Here is a 19,235-nt window from a genome sequence, read left to right as displayed (position 1 = left end):
AAAAATACCTACACCTTAAACTGTGCCGTTGTTAAACCAAGCTGATTTGCTAACCCCAACAGACTCCGCGTACTCGCTGCCACTTGGCTGATAGCCGCACTATTTTCCTCCGCCGCCACGCTTAAGCCAGCAATTCCCTGCGCAATCGTCGCTGAAACCGTTGTTTGTTCTTCCGCAGCGGTTGCGGTTTGAATCATTAATGCCTTTAAGGTTTCTAAGCGCAAAGCAATATCATCCACAGCCGCTTGCATTCCATCGGCATCTTCTGCAGTTTTAGAGGCTTCAGTGGAACACGTTACGCTATGCAACGCCAGCACACCTGACTGTTGCTGAATACCTTTTAACACTTGCCCAATATCCTGAGTTGCTAACTGAACCTTCACCGCTAACTGACGCACCTCATCGGCCACCACCGCAAATCCACGACCATGCTCGCCAGCTCTCGCAGCTTCAATCGCCGCATTAAGAGACAAGAGATTAGTTTGTTCTGCAATCGCATTTATCACCGCCAATACTGAACCGATTTTCTGACTATCCGCCTCAAGACTGCCCACCTGTTGATGAATAGTCGCAAAACTGTTCAAGGTTACTTTTAAGCTTTTACGAGTACTGGCTAAGTTTTGTGAAAGAATTTCACTCGAATGGGTACAGGCAGACACTTCATCGGAGGACCTCATCGTATTGGTGCTGATTTCGGCTGCGGCATAACTCATTTCTTCAACTGCAGTGGCCAACATATCGGTTTCTTTAGCCTGCATCTGAATACTGCAATCGGCTTGACTCATAGCTGCAGAGTTTTGTTCGGCGGCGGATTCAAGTTCATGCCCAACACCCACCAGCTGACTGATGATTTCTTTAAGCTTAGTTTGCATCCGCGCCAACCAACTCATCAGGTGATTATCCGTTTGAATATGCGGTAAATGATGAGTTAAATCACCAGAGGCGATCATACTGGTCAAGTTGCACATGTCCTCAGGCTCACCGCCGAGCGGCTTTAATACAAATCCTGTGACTAACTTCGCGGCAGCGAACGCCAACACTAAGGCGGCCACACATACAGATAAACCAATAAACAGCATGCGGTAGGCGGGAGCTGCAATTTCACTCACATCAATTTCAGCCATCAACCCCCAACGTAAACCAAGCTCAACGACGGGAGAATAAGCAGATAATACAGGATTATTATTGTAATCACTCACTTGCATCACCCCTGTTTTACCTGCCAGCGCCTCTTTGACCGCTTGTGTATCGACACCATTCTGAGCTACCGTTCCCGCAAAAGAAGCCGTAACAGTGCGATTAACTGGGTCGAGAAAAGAATCGGAGCGCATACGATTATTTGGACCTATGAGATAAGTTTCACCGCTTTGCCCCATACCTTCACGAATTTGCATAACTCGATTAATGCGGTCGATAGATACCTGAGCCGCCACGACTAACCTTTGCTGATTGAACTGAATCGACTGGCCAATAAATGCCGCTGGTTGACCATTTGAAGGCGCGTATGCGGAAAAATCTTGCAACAATACAGTACCCGCCGATCCCAATGCCTTATTAAATAATTGTGCTAATCCAGAATCATGGAAGGGCCCTGTACGCAAATTGGTACCGAAATCAGACTCTTTCTCAACTGTATATAAAACGGTGCCATCATCACGAATAATAAACAGATCATAAAAACCGAGAGATTTATTTAAGGACTGCAAGGTTTGATCTATGTCGGTAAGAGTATCGAGGTTTTTTTGGCTGGCGATTACGGCGCTGACGGCCTGAAGATTATCGGAAAAGTCCTGAAACATACTCACAATTTGCCGCTGCTTGATCTCACGCACAGCCACTAAACGAGACTGAGCCTCGGCAAACAATTCATCCCGAGCAATATAAGTTACTATTGCTGTAGCAAAAATGAGGGGTAATAGGACAATTAATAAACTGATAAGCTGAATTTTACGAGTAAAACCCATGGAGGACTCCTTGTCATGCTTCGAATTCTATTCCTTCGCTCTTTACAGAATCAAACCTGCCATAACACTATAGGAGAAGAATCTCAGCGAAACAAAGTAGCGCCGACTATTTTCATCAAAAGCTGACTAAAATGCCACCAAGTTATTATTTTTAAATAAAAATAATGATTAATAACTTTAAATGACAATCAACTGTCGTCGACCACTTCAACTAAAATAATAAAGTGGGAAATTGGCGATAAACCGGACATTAGCATCAGCGTATATTGAATGCGTACATCCACGCGGCAAACAACGCATTGAAATTTATCAAAAATGCATATAAATTCATCTAAAGCCAATTTATAGAGGATTAATAATGAGTTTACTCGAGCAAGTGTCAGTATCGAAAAAAGCCAATATCTACTTTGACGGCAAAGTAGCTAGCCGTAGTGTATTTTTAGCAGATGGAAGCAAGCAAACCTTAGGTGTTGTATTACCCGGGGAATATGAGTTCTCGACTTCCCAAGGCGAAGTCATGGAAGTCACCAGTGGCCGCTTTGAGGTGTTGTTACCGGAGAGCACTGTATGGCAAGAGTTTAGTGAAGGAACGCAATTTGAGCTTGCCGCGAATGTTAGCTTCAAAATCCGCAATACTGCCATTGCTGAATATTGCTGTAGTTACCTCTAATCATCTTAATTAATTTCAATACTAATGGTTAATCGAACGCTCACAGTGAAAATTTTCTCTGCACTGTGAGTATGCTGCTCCACCCGACGATTTATCCTTTCCACAATTTCACCATCTGTATGCCTTATTTATCTGATATCTATCAATCTGGTTGCTTTATTAAGTAACTGTTTTATTATGCAAAACTAGGTCAACGTAACACTCCCAACGTAAAGCTGGCTAATCGAGCGCGTTAACGTCACCGATAAAACCAACACTAGACGACCGGTCTAATTTGATTTATGCTAGGCGCCATGAAAACTGAAACTCAATCCACTCGCCAGCACATTCTGGACATCGGCTATAAGCTGATTGTACGAAAAGGCTTCTCCTGCGTCGGCCTCTCTTTGCTATTGCAAGAAGCCGAAGTGCCTAAAGGCTCGTTTTATCATTACTTCAAATCCAAAGAACAATTTGGTGAAGCACTCATCACTGATTATTTCGAAAAATATCAGTTAGATTTAGATACATTGTTTAATAACTCAACACTAACAGGCTATGAACGTTTGATGCAGTACTGGCAACAATGGTTGCATGTACAGACAGATGGATGCGTCGATCAAAAGTGTTTAGTCGTCAAACTCAGCGCCGAAGTGGCCGATTTATCCGAAGCCATGCGCCTGGCTTTACTTCAAGGTTCCGCAGGCATCATCGACAGGTTAACCACTTGTGTTCAAGTGGGCATAACCGATAAATCAATCGCCGAGCAAGATCCACAATCGACCGCTGAAATGTTATATCACATGTGGTTAGGCGCCAGCTTAATGAACAAATTAGGCCACAGTCCTGCCGCGCTCGAACGTGCACTCGTAACGACTGAAGCCATTTTAACACCCAAAACGGTTCCTTAATTTAAACCGACTCAAAACTAATATTGGCTGATATCGATTGGCCTAGATTTTTAAAGAATTTATTTTTACGCCCCCAAATTAGACGACTGGTCTACTAATATAAGGGGCAACTTATTAACGAAATAACAGGAATACATCATCCATGCTAAATTTTAACTACTACAACCCGACCCGCATCCGTTTTGGTAAAGACACTATCGCCGAAATTGATTCCTTAGTACCGAGCGATGCTAAAGTGATGATCCTCTTTGGTGGCAGTAGTGCTAGAAAAACAGGCACGTTAGACGAAGTTAAACAATCATTGGGTAATCGTTTCGTTGTCGAGTTCGATGGCATTGAGCCAAACCCAACCTATGAAACCTTAATGAAAGCCGTCGCCCAAGTGCGTGAGCAGAATATCGACTTCCTCCTCGCGGTTGGCGGTGGTTCGGTTATCGATGGCACTAAATTTGTTGCCGCTGCAGCGGTATTCGAAGGTGAACCTTGGGATATTCTCACGAGCTGGGGCGCAAAAGTGACTCAAGCCATGCCTTTTGGCTCAGTGTTAACCTTACCTGCGACTGGTTCAGAGATGAACAATGCCAGCGTAGTGACCCGTAAATCACTACAGGCTAAACTGCCATTCCGTAATGATTTGGTTTATCCACAATTCTCAATACTCGATCCAACGAAAACCTTCACTCTGCCAGAACGCCAAGTGGCTAACGGTGTGGTCGATGCTTTTGTACATATCACAGAGCAATACCTCACTTACCCAGTTAATGCCGCCGTGCAGGACAGATTTGCCGAAGGTCTTTTACAAACCTTGATTGAGCTTGGTCCACAAGTGCTAGTTCAACCCGAAGATTACGACATTCGCGCGAACTTAATGTGGGTTGCCACTATGGCACTCAACGGCACGATTGGTGTCGGTGTTCCTCACGACTGGGCAACCCATATGATTGGCCATGAACTGACTGCACTTTACGATATCGACCATGCGCGCACATTGGCAATCGTACTGCCTGCCCTGTTGCAATGTACAAAAGAGGCTAAACGCGAAAAGCTACTCCAGTACGCAGACCGTGTGTGGCACATCAACACAGGTACAGATGACGAGCGTATCGACGCCGCTATCGCAAAAACCAAGGCTTTCTTCGAAGCCATGGGCATACCGACGCATCTATCTGCCTATGATCTTGATGCCAGCCTCGTTGATACTGTAGTGAAACAGCTTGAACTGCACGGCATGGTGGCACTAGGCGAACATGGCAATATTGACCCAGCCATGAGCCGTGACATTTTGACCTTAGCCCTATAACGTCAAATGGTATCCTGATTGCACTAAACCCAAAGCTCACACATATTGATGTGAGAAACTAAGGTAACGGTATGAAAATGAATATATTAATGGTACTCACGTCGCACGATAAACTCGGTGATACGGGTTTAAAAACCGGCTTTTGGCTAGAAGAATTCGCCTCACCTTTTTATGTTTTTAAAGATAAAGGTTTTGACATTACCTTAGCCTCGCCACAGGGCGGTCAACCACCACTCGATCCTAAAAGTGATGAGCCAGACTTTCAGACCGAAGCCACTGCGCGCTTTAGCAAAGATCCTGAGGCGCAAGCACTGCTAGCAAATACCACTCGCTTAAGTGCAATCAATGCAGCCGATTATGATGCGGTTTTCTATCCTGGCGGTCACGGCCCACTGTGGGATCTTGCCGAAGATAAACATTCTATCGCCTTGATTGAACAGTTTTATCAAGCCAATAAACCCCTAGGGCTCGTATGTCATGCGCCTGCTGCATTGCTGCACCCTAAAACCAGTGATGGCAAGCCATTGGTCAGCGGCAAGCGTGTTACCGGTTTCAGCAACTCTGAAGAAGAAGCCGTACAACTCACTCATGTCGTGCCATTTTTGGTTGAAGACATGCTGCAGAAAAAGGGTGGCAATTATGTCAAAGGTGATGATTGGACAAGCTTTGTCGTCGCAGATGGCCATTTGATCACAGGCCAAAATCCGGGATCATCCGAAGCCGTAGCCGAAACCATAGTTGCGCAATTGAATGCGAGAGGCTAAGCGATAAATACGCGACGCTCAGCTTAAAATGAACAAAGGCAGGCGCACAAGTGTACTAAATGCGTTAAAAAGGGCTATCGCACCATAATGGTGCAATAGCCAAAATGTACTCTCACTGTTCAAAGGAAAGCCCATGATCACCTTGCACCATCTCAATAAATCACGCTCTAAACGTATCATCTGGTTGCTAGAGGAACTCGGTCAACCTTATGAAATTAAGCGTTATCAACGTGATAGCCAGACTTTTCTCGCGCCACCCGAACTTAAGCAAATTCATCCGCTAGGCAAATCACCCGTTATCGAAATGGACGGTCAAGTGATCGCCGAGTCGGGTGCGATTACCGAATATCTTATTGAAAAATATGCGGCGGATACCTTAGCCCCCGCCAGAGACAGCGCAGACTATGTATACCCAAGCTACCTGAAGATACGAGTTTCAGAGCGCCTAGGGTGCTTCAATTCAAGGCGCATCAATGAAAGAATGTCGGCCACCTTTTGAATTGATGCAACACGGAAGTGGAGTGCCCTAGGCGCTCCGTCCCGGCGGGTTTTAACGCACTTTATACTGCGTTGGTTATTTTTAACTTAGCCCGCTAGGTCTGCAAATAACCGCCTTGCCTAAAGTGCGTTAAACTCCCGCTGAATCCTGCATCTTCAGGTTGTTTGGGTATAGTTATCTGCAATGGCTACACTTTGCCGAAAGCTCAGCCATGCTACCTTTGTTACTGCGTATGTTCGTGCAAAAGGACGGTTGTAAAACCAATTTCCTTGAAGGTTATGCGGCGATAGAAGTCAGTAAGATAAGTCATTACTTCAATGATATGTTGGCCGATAAAACCTACCTTGTTGCAGACAAGCTCACGGGTGCGGATATTATGATGTCCTTTGTGGTAGAGCTACTGGCTAACAGTGGCGATCTCGTGAAATTTGAACATATTCAACGGTATGCTATTCAATTATCTCAACATGCCGCTTGGGTCAAAGCAAATGAGATCGAGAAACAACTCGACGCAAGCCTGTAATCTATAACTCGAGTTCGGGTGCATGGTGCCCGAACTTCACCTCATTCAACCTAGTCAAGTTTCAGCACCTTTCCAGTCTCACTTTACACCTTCCATGTAACGATGCCGTACAACAAAACCATGATATTTGATGGAAAAGGGACTAATCTTGATTAACTCTATCTCAAGGCGACAAGGACTTTAGCATGATGCGTTCACTCACACTCATCGGCTTACTGCTATTTAGCATGTTAGCACAAGCGACGGTTTACAAATGGGTCGATAAAGATGGCAAAATCCACTACTCAGATGAGCCCAGAGCCAATGCAGAAGTCGTTGAACTAAATGAAAAAACACTCAACCAAATTGCCTTACCTCCTGTAAAAATAGGATCAGATAATAACAATCAAGTGATTGAAGACATTCAGTATCAAATCAACATCATCTCTCCGGAAGAAGAAGCCACAGTTAGAGATAATAATGGGGATTTTGAAGTGGTTGCGACTGTCAGTCCAGAAATAAAAAGCCAATTCCTAATGCAGTTAAAACTCAATGGCCAAATCATTGCGCCCCCTCAAGTTGGCGGTAGATTTAAGTTGACCAACATTGATAGGGGCGAACACACCATTATTGTGGACGCCATGACTCAAAACGGCAAAGTCTTTGCATCAAGCTCACCAAGAAAGATATTTCTTCATCAAGCAGCAATGGCTCCGCATCCAAAGAAACAACCAAAATCCAATTAAAACATATAATAACAACGGATTAGGTTACTCAGGAAAAATTGAACTGTTTGATGAAGTCGAGTTGCAGCTTGCACCAAATCGGTGCATCATGTTGATGCAACCCTATTTATAGGAACGGTCAATGGATAAAGAGACTCTGCTCAATCATTTAGTTACCGCTGTACTGGTTATAGATAAGGATCTCAAGCCTTGCTATGCCAATGCTGCAGCAGAACAACTACTTGGCGTTGGTAGCCATAGGCTTATAGAACAAGCTTTGCCAGCACACTATCAAATTCTCGGTATTGATACACAATTATTAAGTAGCGCAGTCAAAGCTAGCCAAGGATTAACGGTTAATACCGCAACCTTAGTCACCTTAGATGGTCAACATCACACTGTCGATCTTACCCTAGTCCCACTCGAAGATGAGGCAGAGTTAAGTCTGCTCGAACTACGCCAAGTCGACCAGCAAAGACGTATCCACCAGCAACTGAGTCAAGATGCACAGCAACAAGCGGCGCAGTTTTTGGTACGTAACTTAGCCCACGAGATCAAAAACCCCTTAGGCGGCCTTCGTGGGGCGGCGCAGCTGTTATCGCGGGAACTTGACGATCCGGCACAAAAGGAATTTACCACGCTTATTATTGAACAAGCAGATCGTCTACGTAACTTAGTTGACCGCTTACTCGGCCCCCAAAGGCCGACACAGCACAGCCTGCACAACATCCATAAAGTCGTGCAAAAGGTTTATAAGTTAGTCGAAATGGCGTTGCCCGCTAACATCCAACTCAAACGGGATTACGATCCATCCATTCCCGATATTGAGATGGATCCCGATCAAATGCAGCAAGCTGTGCTCAACATTTTGCAAAACGCAGTGCAAGCACTTGAACATACAGGTGGCGAAATTTTGATCCGCACTCGCACCCAGCATCAAGTCACCATAGGTTCACAGCGTCACAAGCTAGTGTTAACCCTATCGATTATCGACAACGGCCCCGGTATACCGCCTGAGCTAATGGACACATTATTTTATCCCATGGTGACAAGTCGCGAGCAAGGTTCAGGTTTAGGCCTCTCGATTGCCCATAATATTGCTCGTTTACACTCGGGCAGAATCGATTGTCTCTCCAGTGCAGGACATACCGAATTTACCATTTCGTTACCCATTTTAAATGCCAAATAATTTCACAGTACCTACCCATACCGCATGAGGAAGCAAGATGCGAATTAGTGAACAAGTGTGGATCCTCGACGATGATAGCTCGATACGTTGGGTGCTAGAAAAAGCACTTCAAGGGGCCAAACTCAGCACCGCCAGTTTTGCGGCGGCAGAATCCCTGTGGCAAGCCTTAGAAATATCCCAGCCTCGCGTAATAGTGTCGGATATTCGTATGCCGGGCACCGATGGGCTCAGCCTACTCGAACGGTTGCAAATCCATTACCCGCATATTCCCGTGATCATTATGACCGCACACTCTGATTTAGACAGCGCTGTAAGCGCCTATCAAGCAGGGGCTTTTGAGTATTTACCTAAACCCTTCGACATTGACGAAGCCATTTCCCTCGTCGAACGCGCCCTTACCCATGCCACTGAGCAAAGTCCTGCGCCAGTGCAAGAAACACAGGTAAAAACCCCTGAAATCATTGGTGAAGCACCTGCAATGCAAGAAGTGTTTCGCGCTATTGGCAGGTTATCTCGCTCGTCTATAAGTGTACTGATCAATGGTCAATCGGGTACGGGTAAAGAGTTGGTTGCTGGCGCATTACACAAGCACAGCCCGCGTAAAGATAAGCCGTTTATCGCGCTGAACATGGCTGCGATCCCTAAGGATTTGATCGAATCTGAGCTATTCGGCCACGAAAAAGGTGCCTTCACTGGTGCCGCCAATGTCCGCCAAGGTCGGTTCGAACAAGCTAACGGCGGCACCCTCTTTTTAGATGAAATCGGCGACATGCCGTTAGACGTGCAAACACGGTTACTCAGAGTGCTCGCCGATGGCCAATTCTACCGCGTCGGTGGTCATAACGCAGTGCAAGTCGATGTGCGTATTATTGCTGCAACACACCAAGATCTTGAGTTATTGGTACAAAAAGGTGGCTTTAGGGAAGACTTATTTCATCGACTCAATGTGATCCGCGTACACTTACCTCCACTATCACAACGGCGCGAGGATATTCCACAACTTGCGACTCATTTTCTTGCTTCTGCCGCCAAGGAAATCGGTGTTGAACCAAAAATCCTCACCAAGGAAACTGCAGCTAAACTTTCACAACTCCCTTGGCCAGGTAACGTACGACAACTTGAAAATACCTGTCGTTGGTTAACAGTAATGGCTTCAGGACAGGAAATTTTGCCACAGGATTTACCGCCTGAGTTACTTAAGGATCCCGTGAGCATCACTCACGCGACTAAAGTTGGCCAAGACTGGCAATCGGCGCTAACCGAGTGGATAGATCAAAAACTCTCTGAAGGAAATAGCGATTTATTAACCGAAGTACAACCGGCCTTCGAACGCATATTACTCGAAACAGCGCTGCGTCATACCCAAGGTCATAAACAAGAGGCGGCGAAACGTTTAGGCTGGGGGCGAAATACCCTAACGCGTAAATTAAAAGAACTGTCGATGGATTAATGGAGTGTTGATTTATAGCACTCTTCATATTTATCAGTGAAAAGCGATGAATATTTAGGACGGGTCAGTTGAAACAATTAGCGATTTTAACTTAGCACCCGCAACAATCCTATAAAACTTGCATATAGCCAACGGATGAGGGAACGACGCCTTCTCACATCCAAACATTCGGATACGACAACTCTGCCAGTCGCCACACAAGTAATACGTGTACGCCAAAGAAATAATGGCCAGATGTGCACTCGATAACTTTGATTGGCAATATTAATATCGATTTTCTGCGGTAAGTAATAAAGGTGTTTACGTAAGACTAACTGACTCCAGGCCCTTTTTATCGCTGGAGAAGCTGCTCTATCTACTTGAATCGGTATGGGAATCATAGGCAGGTTTTCCGCTAAAGTAGTAAGAGTCGCATCTTCAGGAGCGCTAACATCATTAAGTAGCGACTCGGCTATCAATTCAAAACGAGTAGATAGCCAATGGTAACGGCAGATAAGTTTTGTAGAATAATCTAATCTGTGACTTTGCTTTTGCATCCATGCCATCATTTGCTCCTATTTTATATTTCACTCTTCAAGTTTCACCGGATCTTGGTGAATAATGACCTCAGCATCCTCAAATGCAGCCTTGACTCGCAAGCCTGTAGTATCGGCGATACTGTGGGCTTCATTTAAACTTAAATTGCCATCGAGTTCTAAATGAAATTGAATAAAAACAGTTTTGCCTGCTTGACGAGTTCGTAAATCATGTAGCCCTTGCACCCGAGGATCTTCCTTCGCAATCTGCTTGATTTGCTGACGTGTTTCTTCGTCTAATTCTCGATCTAACAGTGCTTGAATTGAACGATAACCTAATCCAAAGGCTTGATGACCAATATAAAATGCAATCAGGACGGCAAATAAACCATCGGCCCACCACCAGCCATATTGGGATAACACTAATGCTAATAACACAGCGGCATTGAGGAATAAGTCGGACTTGTAGTGTAATGAATCTGCTTCCACCACTGTGCTATTAGTTGCGGCAAGCGCCCGTTTTTGCAACATGACCAGCGCCAATGTCAACGCTATAGCAACTACAGAAACCACAACCCCTAGGGTGGCATACTCCACTGGTGCAGGAGTAATAAGGCGTTCTCCGCCATAAAACAGCAACAAAAAGGCTGAACCCATAATAAAGGCTGACTGCGCAAGGGACGCTAAGGGCTCTGCTTTTCCATGACCATATCTGTGATCCTGATCGGCAGGAACGATTGCGTAACGAATAGCAATAAAATTAACAATAGAAGCAAGTGCATCTGCAAAGGAATCCGTCAAGGAAGCCAACATACTGGCAGAGCCTGAATATAACCAAGCTAAGAGTTTGATAATAATAAGGGTCAAAGCGGTAGCCACAGAGGCGCGGCTAGCCAATTTGACCCAAAAATCGTATTGGGAAGTTTGAGTCATAAAGGTCTATATCGGGAAGCGATGACCCTATTGTATATCAGCTTAGACACTTAACCGCGAGGTTCTTTACCAGCTTGTGCTTCAAATCGTGCTTTAAACTTCGCTTGTTGCTCTGGCGTCAGTAGATTATAAATTTGATTCTGAATCTTCATACGTTCAATTGCTTGCGCTTGGCGTTTATCTTGCCGAGCATTGAGTAATGCTTTAGCTTGAGTTTCATCGAAGGTGGCTGCGGTGATAACTGCTTGCATCTCATTACGATGTGCTAACAACTCTTCTTTCGTTGGACGTTCATCTGAACGAGACGATTTTTGCTCTGCAAAAAGTTTTTTAATATCCGCCTTTTGAGCATCTGTTAAATCAAGTCCTTCAAACATTTTATGCATACCGCCATGTTCCATTCTGTTGCCTTTTTTATGGAACTCACCCCTTGAATGATCACAGCCTTGGGTTGGCTCTGCACTGACCGTCGTCGCGAATACGGTTGAACTCGCTAAAATAGCAAATAAACCTGCTTTCAAAGGAGATAATGTTTTCATCATGTTAACCTCAATGTTTAGATAGATAAGACACAGTGACGACCCTTTTTCAAGCCGAATCACTTTCGACCATCACAGTCTATAGCGCTATACGTAAGCGAGGGCGTTGTCTGAGTAAATCACTGTAAAGTTGCGGCAATAACTCTATTCTTTACTTTGGCTTACATTGCTACACAGCAATTGACATCAAAACGGGTATACTCAGCCAAAGTACAACATTGCCAGTGATAAAAGCACATAAAGCCATATCACAAAGATTAAGGAACATTATGAGTCGGATATTATTGATCGATGACGATCTCGGTTTATCGGAATTACTCGGGCAGTTGCTTGAACTGGAAGGCTTTACCTTAACGTTAGCCTACGATGGTAAGAAAGGATTAGATCTTGCCCTCACAACCGATTTTGATCTGATTTTACTCGATGTCATGTTACCTAAATTAAATGGTTTTGAAGTGCTTCGAGCCCTGCGCCAACATAAACAAACTCCTGTATTGATGCTAACAGCCCGTGGCGATGAAATAGACCGCGTTGTGGGTCTTGAAATTGGCGCTGATGACTACCTGCCAAAACCCTTTAATGACCGAGAGTTAATCGCCCGTATTCGTGCAATTATCCGCCGTGCCCATTTAACCGCCCAAGAAATTCATGCGGCGCCAGCCCAAGAGTTTGGCGATTTGCGTTTAGACCCTTCACGCCAAGAAGCCTACTGTAATGAACAACTGATTATTCTTACGGGAACAGAGTTCACGCTATTGCATACCCTAGCATTACACGCTGGTGAGTTAATGAATAAAGAAGAGCTAAATGAAATTGTGCTTGGCAAAAAACTTATGCCCTTCGATCGCAGTTTAGATATGCACCTGTCCAATTTACGGAAAAAGCTCCCCGAGCGTAGCGATGGCAGACCGAGGGTAAAAACCATCCGAGGTAAAGGTTATATCTGGCTACCATAAGGGCGGAATATATTGTGCCTAATCGTTTATTTATCAAATTATTGCTCGGATTCTGGCTCTGTAGCTCACTGATCATTGCTTTGGTCGGCCTGTTGCCATTACTACAACAAAAGCACGATAGAGCACCGATTCCACCTCATCTTGAAAATGCGTTATCCAATATTGCGATACGATTCCAAGAAAATCCTTCCCTGTTCGAGTCTGACTTTTTACGTCGATGGGAAAGACAAAGAAATATGGAAGGAAAACCGCTCCGTATTTATCTCGCGAACAGCGAAGGGCAAGTGATTAATACCCAAAAAATTAGCCGTGGTGTTCGTAGCTTTATGCTGATGACGGATGAAGATAAACGACCCATTAGCCATCAATTTAAAGATGAATTGGTATTTGGCCCTTACCACTTCAATGTTAATGGTGAAACCTACTCATTATACGGCCGCTTGCCGGATCATCATCCACGGCCTTGGTTCTTCTTTTTTGTCGAAAACAAACTGTTAACCTTAAGTCTAGCAATTCTACTTTCGGGGTTACTCTGTGGTTTACTCGCGTGGCATTTAGGTAAAGCGCTAAATTCCCTTAAAAAAAGTGCTAATGCTCTCGCTGAGGGCGATTTAAGTAACCGTGTTGATAAAGCCACGACTAAGCGTAATGATGAAATAGGCCAACTCGCCAGCGCCTTTAATAGCATGGCGGATTCTATTGAAACTATGGTTAAAAATCAGCAAAGGTTAATGGGAGATATCTCCCATGAATTACGCACCCCATTGACACGTTTACAATTATCTTTGGCACTTGCGCGCAAAAAAGGCCAGCAAACCACAGAAACTGACCGCATAGGATATGAGGCCGAACAACTTGAAAAACTTATCGCGGAATTGCTAGAGCTTTCACGAGTCAAACTCAACACCAACGAAACCAAAGTGCGCTTAGGCCTAGCCGAATCCTTAAGCCAAGTTCTAGACGATGCGGAATTTGAGGCCGATCAACAGGATAAAAAAATCACTATCGATATAGATGAAGATATTGAATTAACACACTTTCCAAAATCGCTTTCCCGCGCCATCGAAAACCTGCTGCGTAACGCGATTCGTTATGCCAAAAACGATATCTATATACACGCCAGCGCCACGGCTGATGAAGTCTATATCACCATTAAAGATGATGGGCCGGGCATTGATGCCTCTGAGCTTGATGCTATTTTTAAGCCTTTCTACCGTCCCGATTCAGCAAGACAGAGAGAAAGTGGTGGTTGGGGTTTAGGACTTGCCATTACCGAAGCTGCCATTACTGCCCATAAAGGAAAAATTAAGGCGAAGAATAGAGTACCACATGGGCTTGAAGTCAATATTACCCTACCCGTTTAAACCTTAAATCAATCGACATGGGATTAAAGCTTACCCTTATGGCTAAGCTTTAAGTCCCATCTGTTTCAACTTACGATACAAGGCATTACGGCTGATCCCTAAGCGTTTAGCGCATTGGCTCACATTGCCATTACAGGCCTGAAATGCCTGCAGCACATTGCTATAAATCGCCTCATTTAGGGAATCCGATTGAACCTTTGTGACATTCGGCTCCACAGCGAGCTTACCACTTGGCAGGGGTGATGCAGAACGTTGACGGCTTACCTCTTTAAATTCATCACATAAAGATGCAGCTTGTAACAGGTCTCCTTTTAACGGCTCGCATGTGAGTTTGGCCGCCAGATAATCGGGTAAATGTTGCCAATTGAGGGTATTGTCCCCTTCTGCCATCAAGCAAGCGACTTGCATGAGATTATCCAGCTCGCGCAAATTCCCCGGCCAGTCGTATTGCATCATTTGTCCTAACAATTCAGGGCAGATATCCTGCGCAGCAATACGATGTTTACGGTGTAATTTATGGATAATACGCTCGATATCCTGCCGTTCACGCAGCGCAGGTAAACGCACCTGCAAGCCATTCAATCGATAGAACAAATCCTGTCGAAACAGCCCTTGAGTCACCTGTTGTTCTAAATCCATATGGGTTGCGGCAATGATTTGGATATCGACTTTAAAGCTTTGATTACTGCCAACGGGTACCACTTCGCGCTCTTGCAATACTCTGAGTAAACGACTCTGGGCCGCCAGCGGCATTTCACCGATCTCATCTAAAAACAAAAAGCCACCGTGGGCTTGGCGAATTTTACCGATAAATCCAGTGCGGTTTGCCCCAGTAAAAGCGCCTGCCTGATAACCAAAAAGTTCAGATTCGACTAATTCAGCGGGCAATGCGGCGCAGTTCACTGCCACTAAAGGCTCGGTGCGACGTGCACTCTGGGCATGGAGCTTTTTAACAAACTGCTCTTTACCGACGCCCGTTTCTCCGAGCACTAACAGCGGAATTTGCTTGGTGATCACCTTATTGGCATGTTGCCAAGCGCGTTCTAATTGAGGATCGCGAAACCGAACCCCCAATTGATTGAGCGATTTATTGCTAATCGCAACTCGACCCTTAGCGCTGGGAATATTTAAGGATTGAGTCTGTAAATGCAAAGCTAAATGTTGATTAAAGCCACCCACACGGCTCCAATTATCGCCTAAGTACTGTTCGACAGCATCGCCCACCTTGGCATGATTAAGTAATTGTTTCGCCATGGGATTACAACCCACGATGCGGCCATCGCTATCGGCAATCACTATACCCTGCCAACCCGAATTGAGCAGATTGGGTTGCGCAGCTAAATCGATTCGATAATGGCTATCGGGCAGATGGCACAAAAGCGCGGTCTCGACCTGCTGTGCCAAACTGGACACTAACATTAGCGTCTGCTGGGTGTGCCTTTGCTGCTCGCTGGTGATATCAATCACCCCGAGCATCTCACCTTGGGGGGAAAATATCGGGCAAGCAGTGCAACTCATAAAACGATTCTGGCGAATAAAATGTTGCTCACCCACCACAGATACTGCTTGTTTGGCGGTGAGTGCCGTCCCTATCGCATTGGTGCCCTTGTGCTGCTCAAGCCAATTCACCCCAATATCCAAAGCCACGTCCGCCAGTTTTGTAGAGTAACGGCTCACGCCCCAATGCCTAAGCACATAACCCTCGGCATCGCTGAGCAGGAGTCGGCTATTAGAATGCGCCATCAACTGATTGAACAAAGGCAAGGCATGGGATTGCACTAATGCGATGAGCATTTGATATTGCTCATGTTTCTGCTTTAGTTCACTAGCATCGAGCCTGAGCTCCTGGGGTAACTGAAATTCTGACAAGCCAGCGCCAATGCTGCGCTGCCACGAATCGGCCAACCACGCCTGTGTCGATGGTAAATGCGGTTTAACTGTCATAACCGTGCCCCCCCGAGCTGTGTTCCGTTTCGGCACAATTGCTGTGTGCCACTCAATGACAAAGTAACCACAGGACACACTCCTATCCCTGAGTGCCCATACTTATTCAAATCTGCAAAATTAGCTTTTCATCATACTGTTAGCGCAACAAGTGTACAACTCCTGCCAGTTTGGCACTCTCCTTGCGATATCCATTTGTATGCAACGCTAAAGTGTTACGCAAGAGAACACTAAGCCAATCAACAAGAAGGAATGATTCTATGATTTATGCTCAACCCGGAACCGCAGGCGCAATCGTTAACTTCAAAGAAAAATATGCCAACTTTATCGGTGGTAAATGGATCGCCCCAGTCAATGGTAAATACTTCGACAATCGCTCTCCCGTGAATGGCCAAAACTTTTGCCAAATCCCACGCTCCGATGCCCAAGATATTGAATTAGCCTTAGATGCCGCTCACGCAGCGAAAGAAGCATGGGGTAAAACCTCAGTTACCGAACGCTCAAACCTGTTACTGCGCATTGCCGATCGGGTCGAACAAAATCTCGAATATTTAGCCGTAGCCGAAACCTGGGAAAACGGTAAAGCGGTGCGTGAAACCTTAAACGCCGACTTGCCCTTATTCGTCGATCACTTCCGCTACTTTGCTGGTTGTATCCGCGCACAGGAAGGCAGCGCCGCCGATATTGATGGCAACACAGTCAGTTATCACTTCCCAGAGCCTTTAGGCGTGGTCGGCCAGATCATTCCTTGGAACTTCCCGCTCTTAATGGCGGCATGGAAAATCGCCCCTGCGCTGGCGGCTGGTAACTGTGTGGTACTCAAGCCTGCAGAGCAAACACCGGTATCGATTTTGGTCTTGCTCGAACTGATTGAAGACCTATTACCCGCGGGTATTCTTAACGTAGTCAACGGCTTTGGCGCCGAAGCGGGACAAGCGCTCGCCACCAGCAAACGCATCGCTAAGCTTGCGTTTACGGGCTCCACCGAAATTGGCTATCACATCTTAAAATGCGCCGCCGAATCCTTAATTCCATCGACCGTTGAGCTTGGCGGCAAGTCGCCTAACGTGTTTTTTGCCGATGTGATGGACCATGAAGACGAATATTTAAATAAGGCCGTCGAAGGCATGTTGCTGGCCTTCTTCAACCAAGGAGAAGTCTGTACGTGCCCATCTCGGGTGCTAGTCCAAGAATCGATTTTTGATCGCTTTATCGAAAAAGTGCTCGCCCGTGCGCAAACCATTAAGCAAGGCGATCCCTTAGATACCGACACTCAAGTGGGCGCTCAAGCCTCTAAAGAACAGTTCGATAAGATCTTAAGTTACTTAGCCATAGGTAAGGCTGAAGGTGCAGAAGTGCTATTGGGAGGCACACTTTGCCAACTCGATGGCGGCCAAAGTGAAGGTTATTACATCAGCCCAACCATTATGAAAGGCCACAATAAGATGCGTATCTTCCAAGAAGAGATCTTCGGCCCCGTCATTTCGGTCACCACCTTTAAAGATGAAGCCGAAGCCTTAGCGATCGCGAACGATACTGAGTACGGCCTAGGCGCTGGCGTGTGGACGCGGGACATGAACACGGCTCAACGTATGGGACGTGGCATTCAAGCGGGCCGCGTGTGGATTAACTGTTACCACGCCTATCCTGCCCATGCCGCCTTTGGTGGTTACAAAAAATCCGGCATCGGCCGCGAAACCCATAAGATGATGCTCAACCATTATCAAAATACCAAGAATCTCTTGGTGAGTTACGATGTGAATCCTTTAGGTTTCTTCTAAGGTTTTGGTGCTCAAACAAGCTGATGTGAGGAAGCTTTTATTAGGTTTTTAAACGTCTTTGTAAGCAGGCTTATAAAACTTTCCGCATGAGTAATAGATACAAGTGATAAACATGAAAGGGCGAATAGCCCTTTCTTTTTTAACTCAATTTAATTCAAACCTCACTCAGTTTATATTATTAATCCGCGCTAAACGCTGAGCTAATTCAGCAAGAGAGGAGGCTGTTTGTGGATCGCTTTGTGGATCGACAACTTCAACCAGTTTAAGTTTTGGCTGAAAAGGTAACCAAGAACTGCCCGTTGTCATCACTAAATCCAGCACAAACTGACCGTAATAGTGCAACCTCAGTCGGTTATCCGTCATAGGCCAATGGGCATAAAGCAGAAAAGAATCGTACATTTGCGCCAAAGAGGTTGTCGCAATGAGCTTAAACCCTTCATCAAGCAGACTAAACTCGGTCGATTCTTCGAAGGGACAATCAAAAGAAGTGATGACCAAATACCCCGAGGTTTTATTGGGTAAAACGCAGCGATATTGGCCTTCAATCACTAAGCCAGCAATAAAGGTATGAGTAGGTTGGCCATTGAAATACAAAGGCATTTTCAATGGATTAGGCTCAAGTCCATCGGTATGCTCTGTTAGCAGTGAAAACCCCGTTATCGGCTGCATCCCTTACCCCACTTATCTCGCCTACCTATCTCGCCTACCCGCGAACACACACATCACGCGGCTCTTGCAAATTCAAATCACTAGGACTGACGGCTTTTCCAATAACAGCTCAGTAAGATCAAATAGCCGACAAAATACGCCACGAGATCGAGTGGATCAAAATGGCTACCTATCACTATTCGCGCCAAGCGATTTCCGCCCAAGCCTAGCTTGTCGACTAAACCCCAATACTGACCAAACTCGATAGCAAAGGCAAACAGCAATACCGAAAACGCCAACCAAGGAGTTTGAAAAAAACGCTTCATGCCCTCGCCTGCGTTTTGTGCTAGGGACTTTTCTGCTGGGCTGTCAACCGGAACGACAGCCCGCACCATACAAAACAGTAAGATCACTACTAGTACATCACCCACAAAACCACGAATAAAACCCGCAGGTGCATATAAAGCGATTAAGACTTCAGTCAAAAATAATAAAACGGCATAAATACAAAAGGATTTACGACTCGGATTGCGGCTGATAAAAGCGCGAATAACGGCGGTAGACATAAATAAGTTAATCCCTTCACTCGGTTGAGATGGCAG

General features: G+C 45.5%; 18 protein-coding genes and 1 pseudogene. 12 read left to right on the top strand and 7 right to left on the bottom strand.

What is annotated here, in order from left to right:
- Positions 1 to 8: 8 nt before the first annotated feature.
- A complete protein-coding gene (locus SPUTW3181_RS01220; RefSeq protein WP_011787629.1) occupies positions 9 to 1,964 on the bottom strand; it encodes a methyl-accepting chemotaxis protein in 1,956 nt (651 codons plus the stop codon).
- 358 nt (positions 1,965 to 2,322) lie between these two features.
- Here SPUTW3181_RS01220 and SPUTW3181_RS01215 point away from each other — a divergent pair, with 358 nt between their 5' ends.
- The 9 genes and pseudogenes from SPUTW3181_RS01215 (at position 2,323) to glnG (ending at position 9,953) form a co-directional block, all read left to right on the top strand.
- Positions 2,323 to 2,634 carry a pyrimidine/purine nucleoside phosphorylase gene (locus tag SPUTW3181_RS01215; protein ID WP_011787628.1) on the top strand — a complete coding sequence of 104 codons (312 nt, stop codon included), beginning with the start codon at positions 2,323 to 2,325 and terminating at the stop codon, positions 2,632 to 2,634.
- Between the two features lie 293 nt (positions 2,635 to 2,927).
- Positions 2,928 to 3,524 (top strand): TetR/AcrR family transcriptional regulator, encoded by a 597-nt coding sequence (locus tag SPUTW3181_RS01210; protein ID WP_014609619.1) that lies wholly within the window; start codon positions 2,928 to 2,930, stop codon positions 3,522 to 3,524.
- A gap of 142 nt (positions 3,525 to 3,666) precedes the next feature.
- On the top strand, positions 3,667 to 4,824 hold the full coding sequence (locus tag SPUTW3181_RS01205) for an iron-containing alcohol dehydrogenase (RefSeq protein ID WP_011787626.1): 1,158 nt from the start codon (positions 3,667 to 3,669) through the stop codon (positions 4,822 to 4,824).
- A gap of 71 nt (positions 4,825 to 4,895) precedes the next feature.
- The gene (locus SPUTW3181_RS01200; RefSeq protein WP_011787625.1) at positions 4,896 to 5,588 is read left to right on the top strand and encodes a type 1 glutamine amidotransferase domain-containing protein; all 693 of its coding nucleotides are present in this window, start codon (positions 4,896 to 4,898) and stop codon (positions 5,586 to 5,588) included.
- A 133-nt stretch (positions 5,589 to 5,721) separates the two neighbouring features.
- Positions 5,722 to 6,036 (top strand): annotated as a pseudogene (locus tag SPUTW3181_RS01195) (glutathione S-transferase N-terminal domain-containing protein); the annotation flags it as partial.
- Positions 6,037 to 6,298: 262 nt separating this feature from the next.
- Positions 6,299 to 6,610 (top strand): glutathione binding-like protein, encoded by a 312-nt coding sequence (locus SPUTW3181_RS01190; protein ID WP_227498133.1) that lies wholly within the window; start codon positions 6,299 to 6,301, stop codon positions 6,608 to 6,610.
- A 188-nt stretch (positions 6,611 to 6,798) separates the two neighbouring features.
- On the top strand, positions 6,799 to 7,335 hold the full coding sequence (locus tag SPUTW3181_RS01185) for a DUF4124 domain-containing protein (protein ID WP_041408290.1): 537 nt from the start codon (positions 6,799 to 6,801) through the stop codon (positions 7,333 to 7,335).
- 121 nt (positions 7,336 to 7,456) lie between these two features.
- The gene (glnL, locus tag SPUTW3181_RS01180; RefSeq protein ID WP_011787621.1) at positions 7,457 to 8,503 is read left to right on the top strand and encodes a nitrogen regulation protein NR(II); all 1,047 of its coding nucleotides are present in this window, start codon (positions 7,457 to 7,459) and stop codon (positions 8,501 to 8,503) included.
- A 37-nt stretch (positions 8,504 to 8,540) separates the two neighbouring features.
- Positions 8,541 to 9,953 (top strand): nitrogen regulation protein NR(I), encoded by a 1,413-nt coding sequence (glnG, locus tag SPUTW3181_RS01175; RefSeq protein ID WP_011787620.1) that lies wholly within the window; start codon positions 8,541 to 8,543, stop codon positions 9,951 to 9,953.
- Positions 9,954 to 10,039: 86 nt separating this feature from the next.
- Here the strand turns inward: glnG and SPUTW3181_RS01170 are convergent, their stop codons facing one another.
- Genes SPUTW3181_RS01170 through SPUTW3181_RS01160 form a run of 3 tightly spaced genes read right to left on the bottom strand, consistent with a single transcriptional unit; the run spans position 10,040 to position 11,940 of the window.
- Positions 10,040 to 10,498 (bottom strand): hypothetical protein, encoded by a 459-nt coding sequence (locus SPUTW3181_RS01170; RefSeq protein WP_014609615.1) that lies wholly within the window; start codon positions 10,496 to 10,498, stop codon positions 10,040 to 10,042.
- A 21-nt stretch (positions 10,499 to 10,519) separates the two neighbouring features.
- The gene (locus tag SPUTW3181_RS01165) at positions 10,520 to 11,401 is read right to left on the bottom strand and encodes a cation diffusion facilitator family transporter (RefSeq protein ID WP_011787618.1); all 882 of its coding nucleotides are present in this window, start codon (positions 11,399 to 11,401) and stop codon (positions 10,520 to 10,522) included.
- A 50-nt stretch (positions 11,402 to 11,451) separates the two neighbouring features.
- Complete coding sequence (locus SPUTW3181_RS01160; RefSeq protein ID WP_049824083.1) at positions 11,452 to 11,940, bottom strand: Spy/CpxP family protein refolding chaperone; 489 nt, start codon at positions 11,938 to 11,940, stop codon at positions 11,452 to 11,454.
- Between the two features lie 269 nt (positions 11,941 to 12,209).
- Here SPUTW3181_RS01160 and SPUTW3181_RS01155 point away from each other — a divergent pair, with 269 nt between their 5' ends.
- Both SPUTW3181_RS01155 and SPUTW3181_RS01150 read left to right on the top strand, forming a co-directional pair.
- Positions 12,210 to 12,896: a response regulator gene (locus tag SPUTW3181_RS01155; protein WP_011787616.1), complete on the top strand. Its 687-nt coding sequence runs from the start codon at positions 12,210 to 12,212 to the stop codon at positions 12,894 to 12,896.
- 14 nt (positions 12,897 to 12,910) lie between these two features.
- The gene (locus SPUTW3181_RS01150) at positions 12,911 to 14,260 is read left to right on the top strand and encodes an ATP-binding protein (protein WP_011787615.1); all 1,350 of its coding nucleotides are present in this window, start codon (positions 12,911 to 12,913) and stop codon (positions 14,258 to 14,260) included.
- 42 nt (positions 14,261 to 14,302) lie between these two features.
- Here the strand turns inward: SPUTW3181_RS01150 and SPUTW3181_RS01145 are convergent, their stop codons facing one another.
- On the bottom strand, positions 14,303 to 16,204 hold the full coding sequence (locus SPUTW3181_RS01145) for a sigma-54-dependent Fis family transcriptional regulator (RefSeq protein ID WP_011787614.1): 1,902 nt from the start codon (positions 16,202 to 16,204) through the stop codon (positions 14,303 to 14,305).
- 260 nt (positions 16,205 to 16,464) lie between these two features.
- Between SPUTW3181_RS01145 and SPUTW3181_RS01140 the strand changes: the two genes are divergently transcribed.
- Positions 16,465 to 17,985 (top strand): aldehyde dehydrogenase family protein, encoded by a 1,521-nt coding sequence (locus SPUTW3181_RS01140; protein WP_011787613.1) that lies wholly within the window; start codon positions 16,465 to 16,467, stop codon positions 17,983 to 17,985.
- 165 nt (positions 17,986 to 18,150) lie between these two features.
- On the opposite strand, the gene SPUTW3181_RS01135 is transcribed toward SPUTW3181_RS01140, so the two are convergent.
- Together SPUTW3181_RS01135 and SPUTW3181_RS01130 are read right to left on the bottom strand one after the other, a co-directional pair.
- Positions 18,151 to 18,654, bottom strand: coding sequence for a hypothetical protein (locus SPUTW3181_RS01135; RefSeq protein ID WP_011787612.1), 504 nt, complete (start codon positions 18,652 to 18,654; stop codon positions 18,151 to 18,153).
- 80 nt (positions 18,655 to 18,734) lie between these two features.
- Positions 18,735 to 19,199: a DUF2809 domain-containing protein gene (locus tag SPUTW3181_RS01130; protein WP_011787611.1), complete on the bottom strand. Its 465-nt coding sequence runs from the start codon at positions 19,197 to 19,199 to the stop codon at positions 18,735 to 18,737.
- Positions 19,200 to 19,235: the final 36 nt, after the last annotated feature.

It is taken from the genome of Shewanella sp. W3-18-1 (genome assembly GCF_000015185.1).
Classification (GTDB): Bacteria; Pseudomonadota; Gammaproteobacteria; order Enterobacterales; family Shewanellaceae; genus Shewanella; species Shewanella putrefaciens.
This window is presented reverse-complemented; position numbering and strand designations above follow the sequence as displayed.

Excerpts from the sequence above, each read along its gene's own strand:
- SPUTW3181_RS01220 (WP_011787629.1), bottom strand. The coding sequence starts at position 1,964 with ATGGGTTTTACTCGTAAAATTCAGCTTATCAGTTTATTAATTGTCCTA.
- SPUTW3181_RS01160 (WP_049824083.1), bottom strand. The coding sequence starts at position 11,940 with ATGAAAACATTATCTCCTTTGAAAGCAGGTTTATTTGCTATTTTAGCG.
- SPUTW3181_RS01215 (WP_011787628.1), top strand. The coding sequence starts at position 2,323 with ATGAGTTTACTCGAGCAAGTGTCAGTATCGAAAAAAGCCAATATCTAC.
- SPUTW3181_RS01145 (WP_011787614.1), bottom strand. The coding sequence starts at position 16,204 with ATGACAGTTAAACCGCATTTACCATCGACACAGGCGTGGTTGGCCGAT.
- SPUTW3181_RS01190 (WP_227498133.1), top strand. The coding sequence starts at position 6,299 with ATGCTACCTTTGTTACTGCGTATGTTCGTGCAAAAGGACGGTTGTAAA.
- SPUTW3181_RS01185 (WP_041408290.1), top strand. The coding sequence starts at position 6,799 with ATGCGTTCACTCACACTCATCGGCTTACTGCTATTTAGCATGTTAGCA.
- SPUTW3181_RS01170 (WP_014609615.1), bottom strand. The coding sequence starts at position 10,498 with ATGGCATGGATGCAAAAGCAAAGTCACAGATTAGATTATTCTACAAAA.
- SPUTW3181_RS01140 (WP_011787613.1), top strand. The coding sequence starts at position 16,465 with ATGATTTATGCTCAACCCGGAACCGCAGGCGCAATCGTTAACTTCAAA.
- glnL (WP_011787621.1), top strand. The coding sequence starts at position 7,457 with ATGGATAAAGAGACTCTGCTCAATCATTTAGTTACCGCTGTACTGGTT.
- SPUTW3181_RS01155 (WP_011787616.1), top strand. The coding sequence starts at position 12,210 with ATGAGTCGGATATTATTGATCGATGACGATCTCGGTTTATCGGAATTA.
- SPUTW3181_RS01165 (WP_011787618.1), bottom strand. The coding sequence starts at position 11,401 with ATGACTCAAACTTCCCAATACGATTTTTGGGTCAAATTGGCTAGCCGC.
- SPUTW3181_RS01200 (WP_011787625.1), top strand. The coding sequence starts at position 4,896 with ATGAAAATGAATATATTAATGGTACTCACGTCGCACGATAAACTCGGT.
- glnG (WP_011787620.1), top strand. The coding sequence starts at position 8,541 with ATGCGAATTAGTGAACAAGTGTGGATCCTCGACGATGATAGCTCGATA.
- SPUTW3181_RS01135 (WP_011787612.1), bottom strand. The coding sequence starts at position 18,654 with ATGCAGCCGATAACGGGGTTTTCACTGCTAACAGAGCATACCGATGGA.
- SPUTW3181_RS01205 (WP_011787626.1), top strand. The coding sequence starts at position 3,667 with ATGCTAAATTTTAACTACTACAACCCGACCCGCATCCGTTTTGGTAAA.
- SPUTW3181_RS01130 (WP_011787611.1), bottom strand. The coding sequence starts at position 19,199 with ATGTCTACCGCCGTTATTCGCGCTTTTATCAGCCGCAATCCGAGTCGT.
- SPUTW3181_RS01210 (WP_014609619.1), top strand. The coding sequence starts at position 2,928 with ATGAAAACTGAAACTCAATCCACTCGCCAGCACATTCTGGACATCGGC.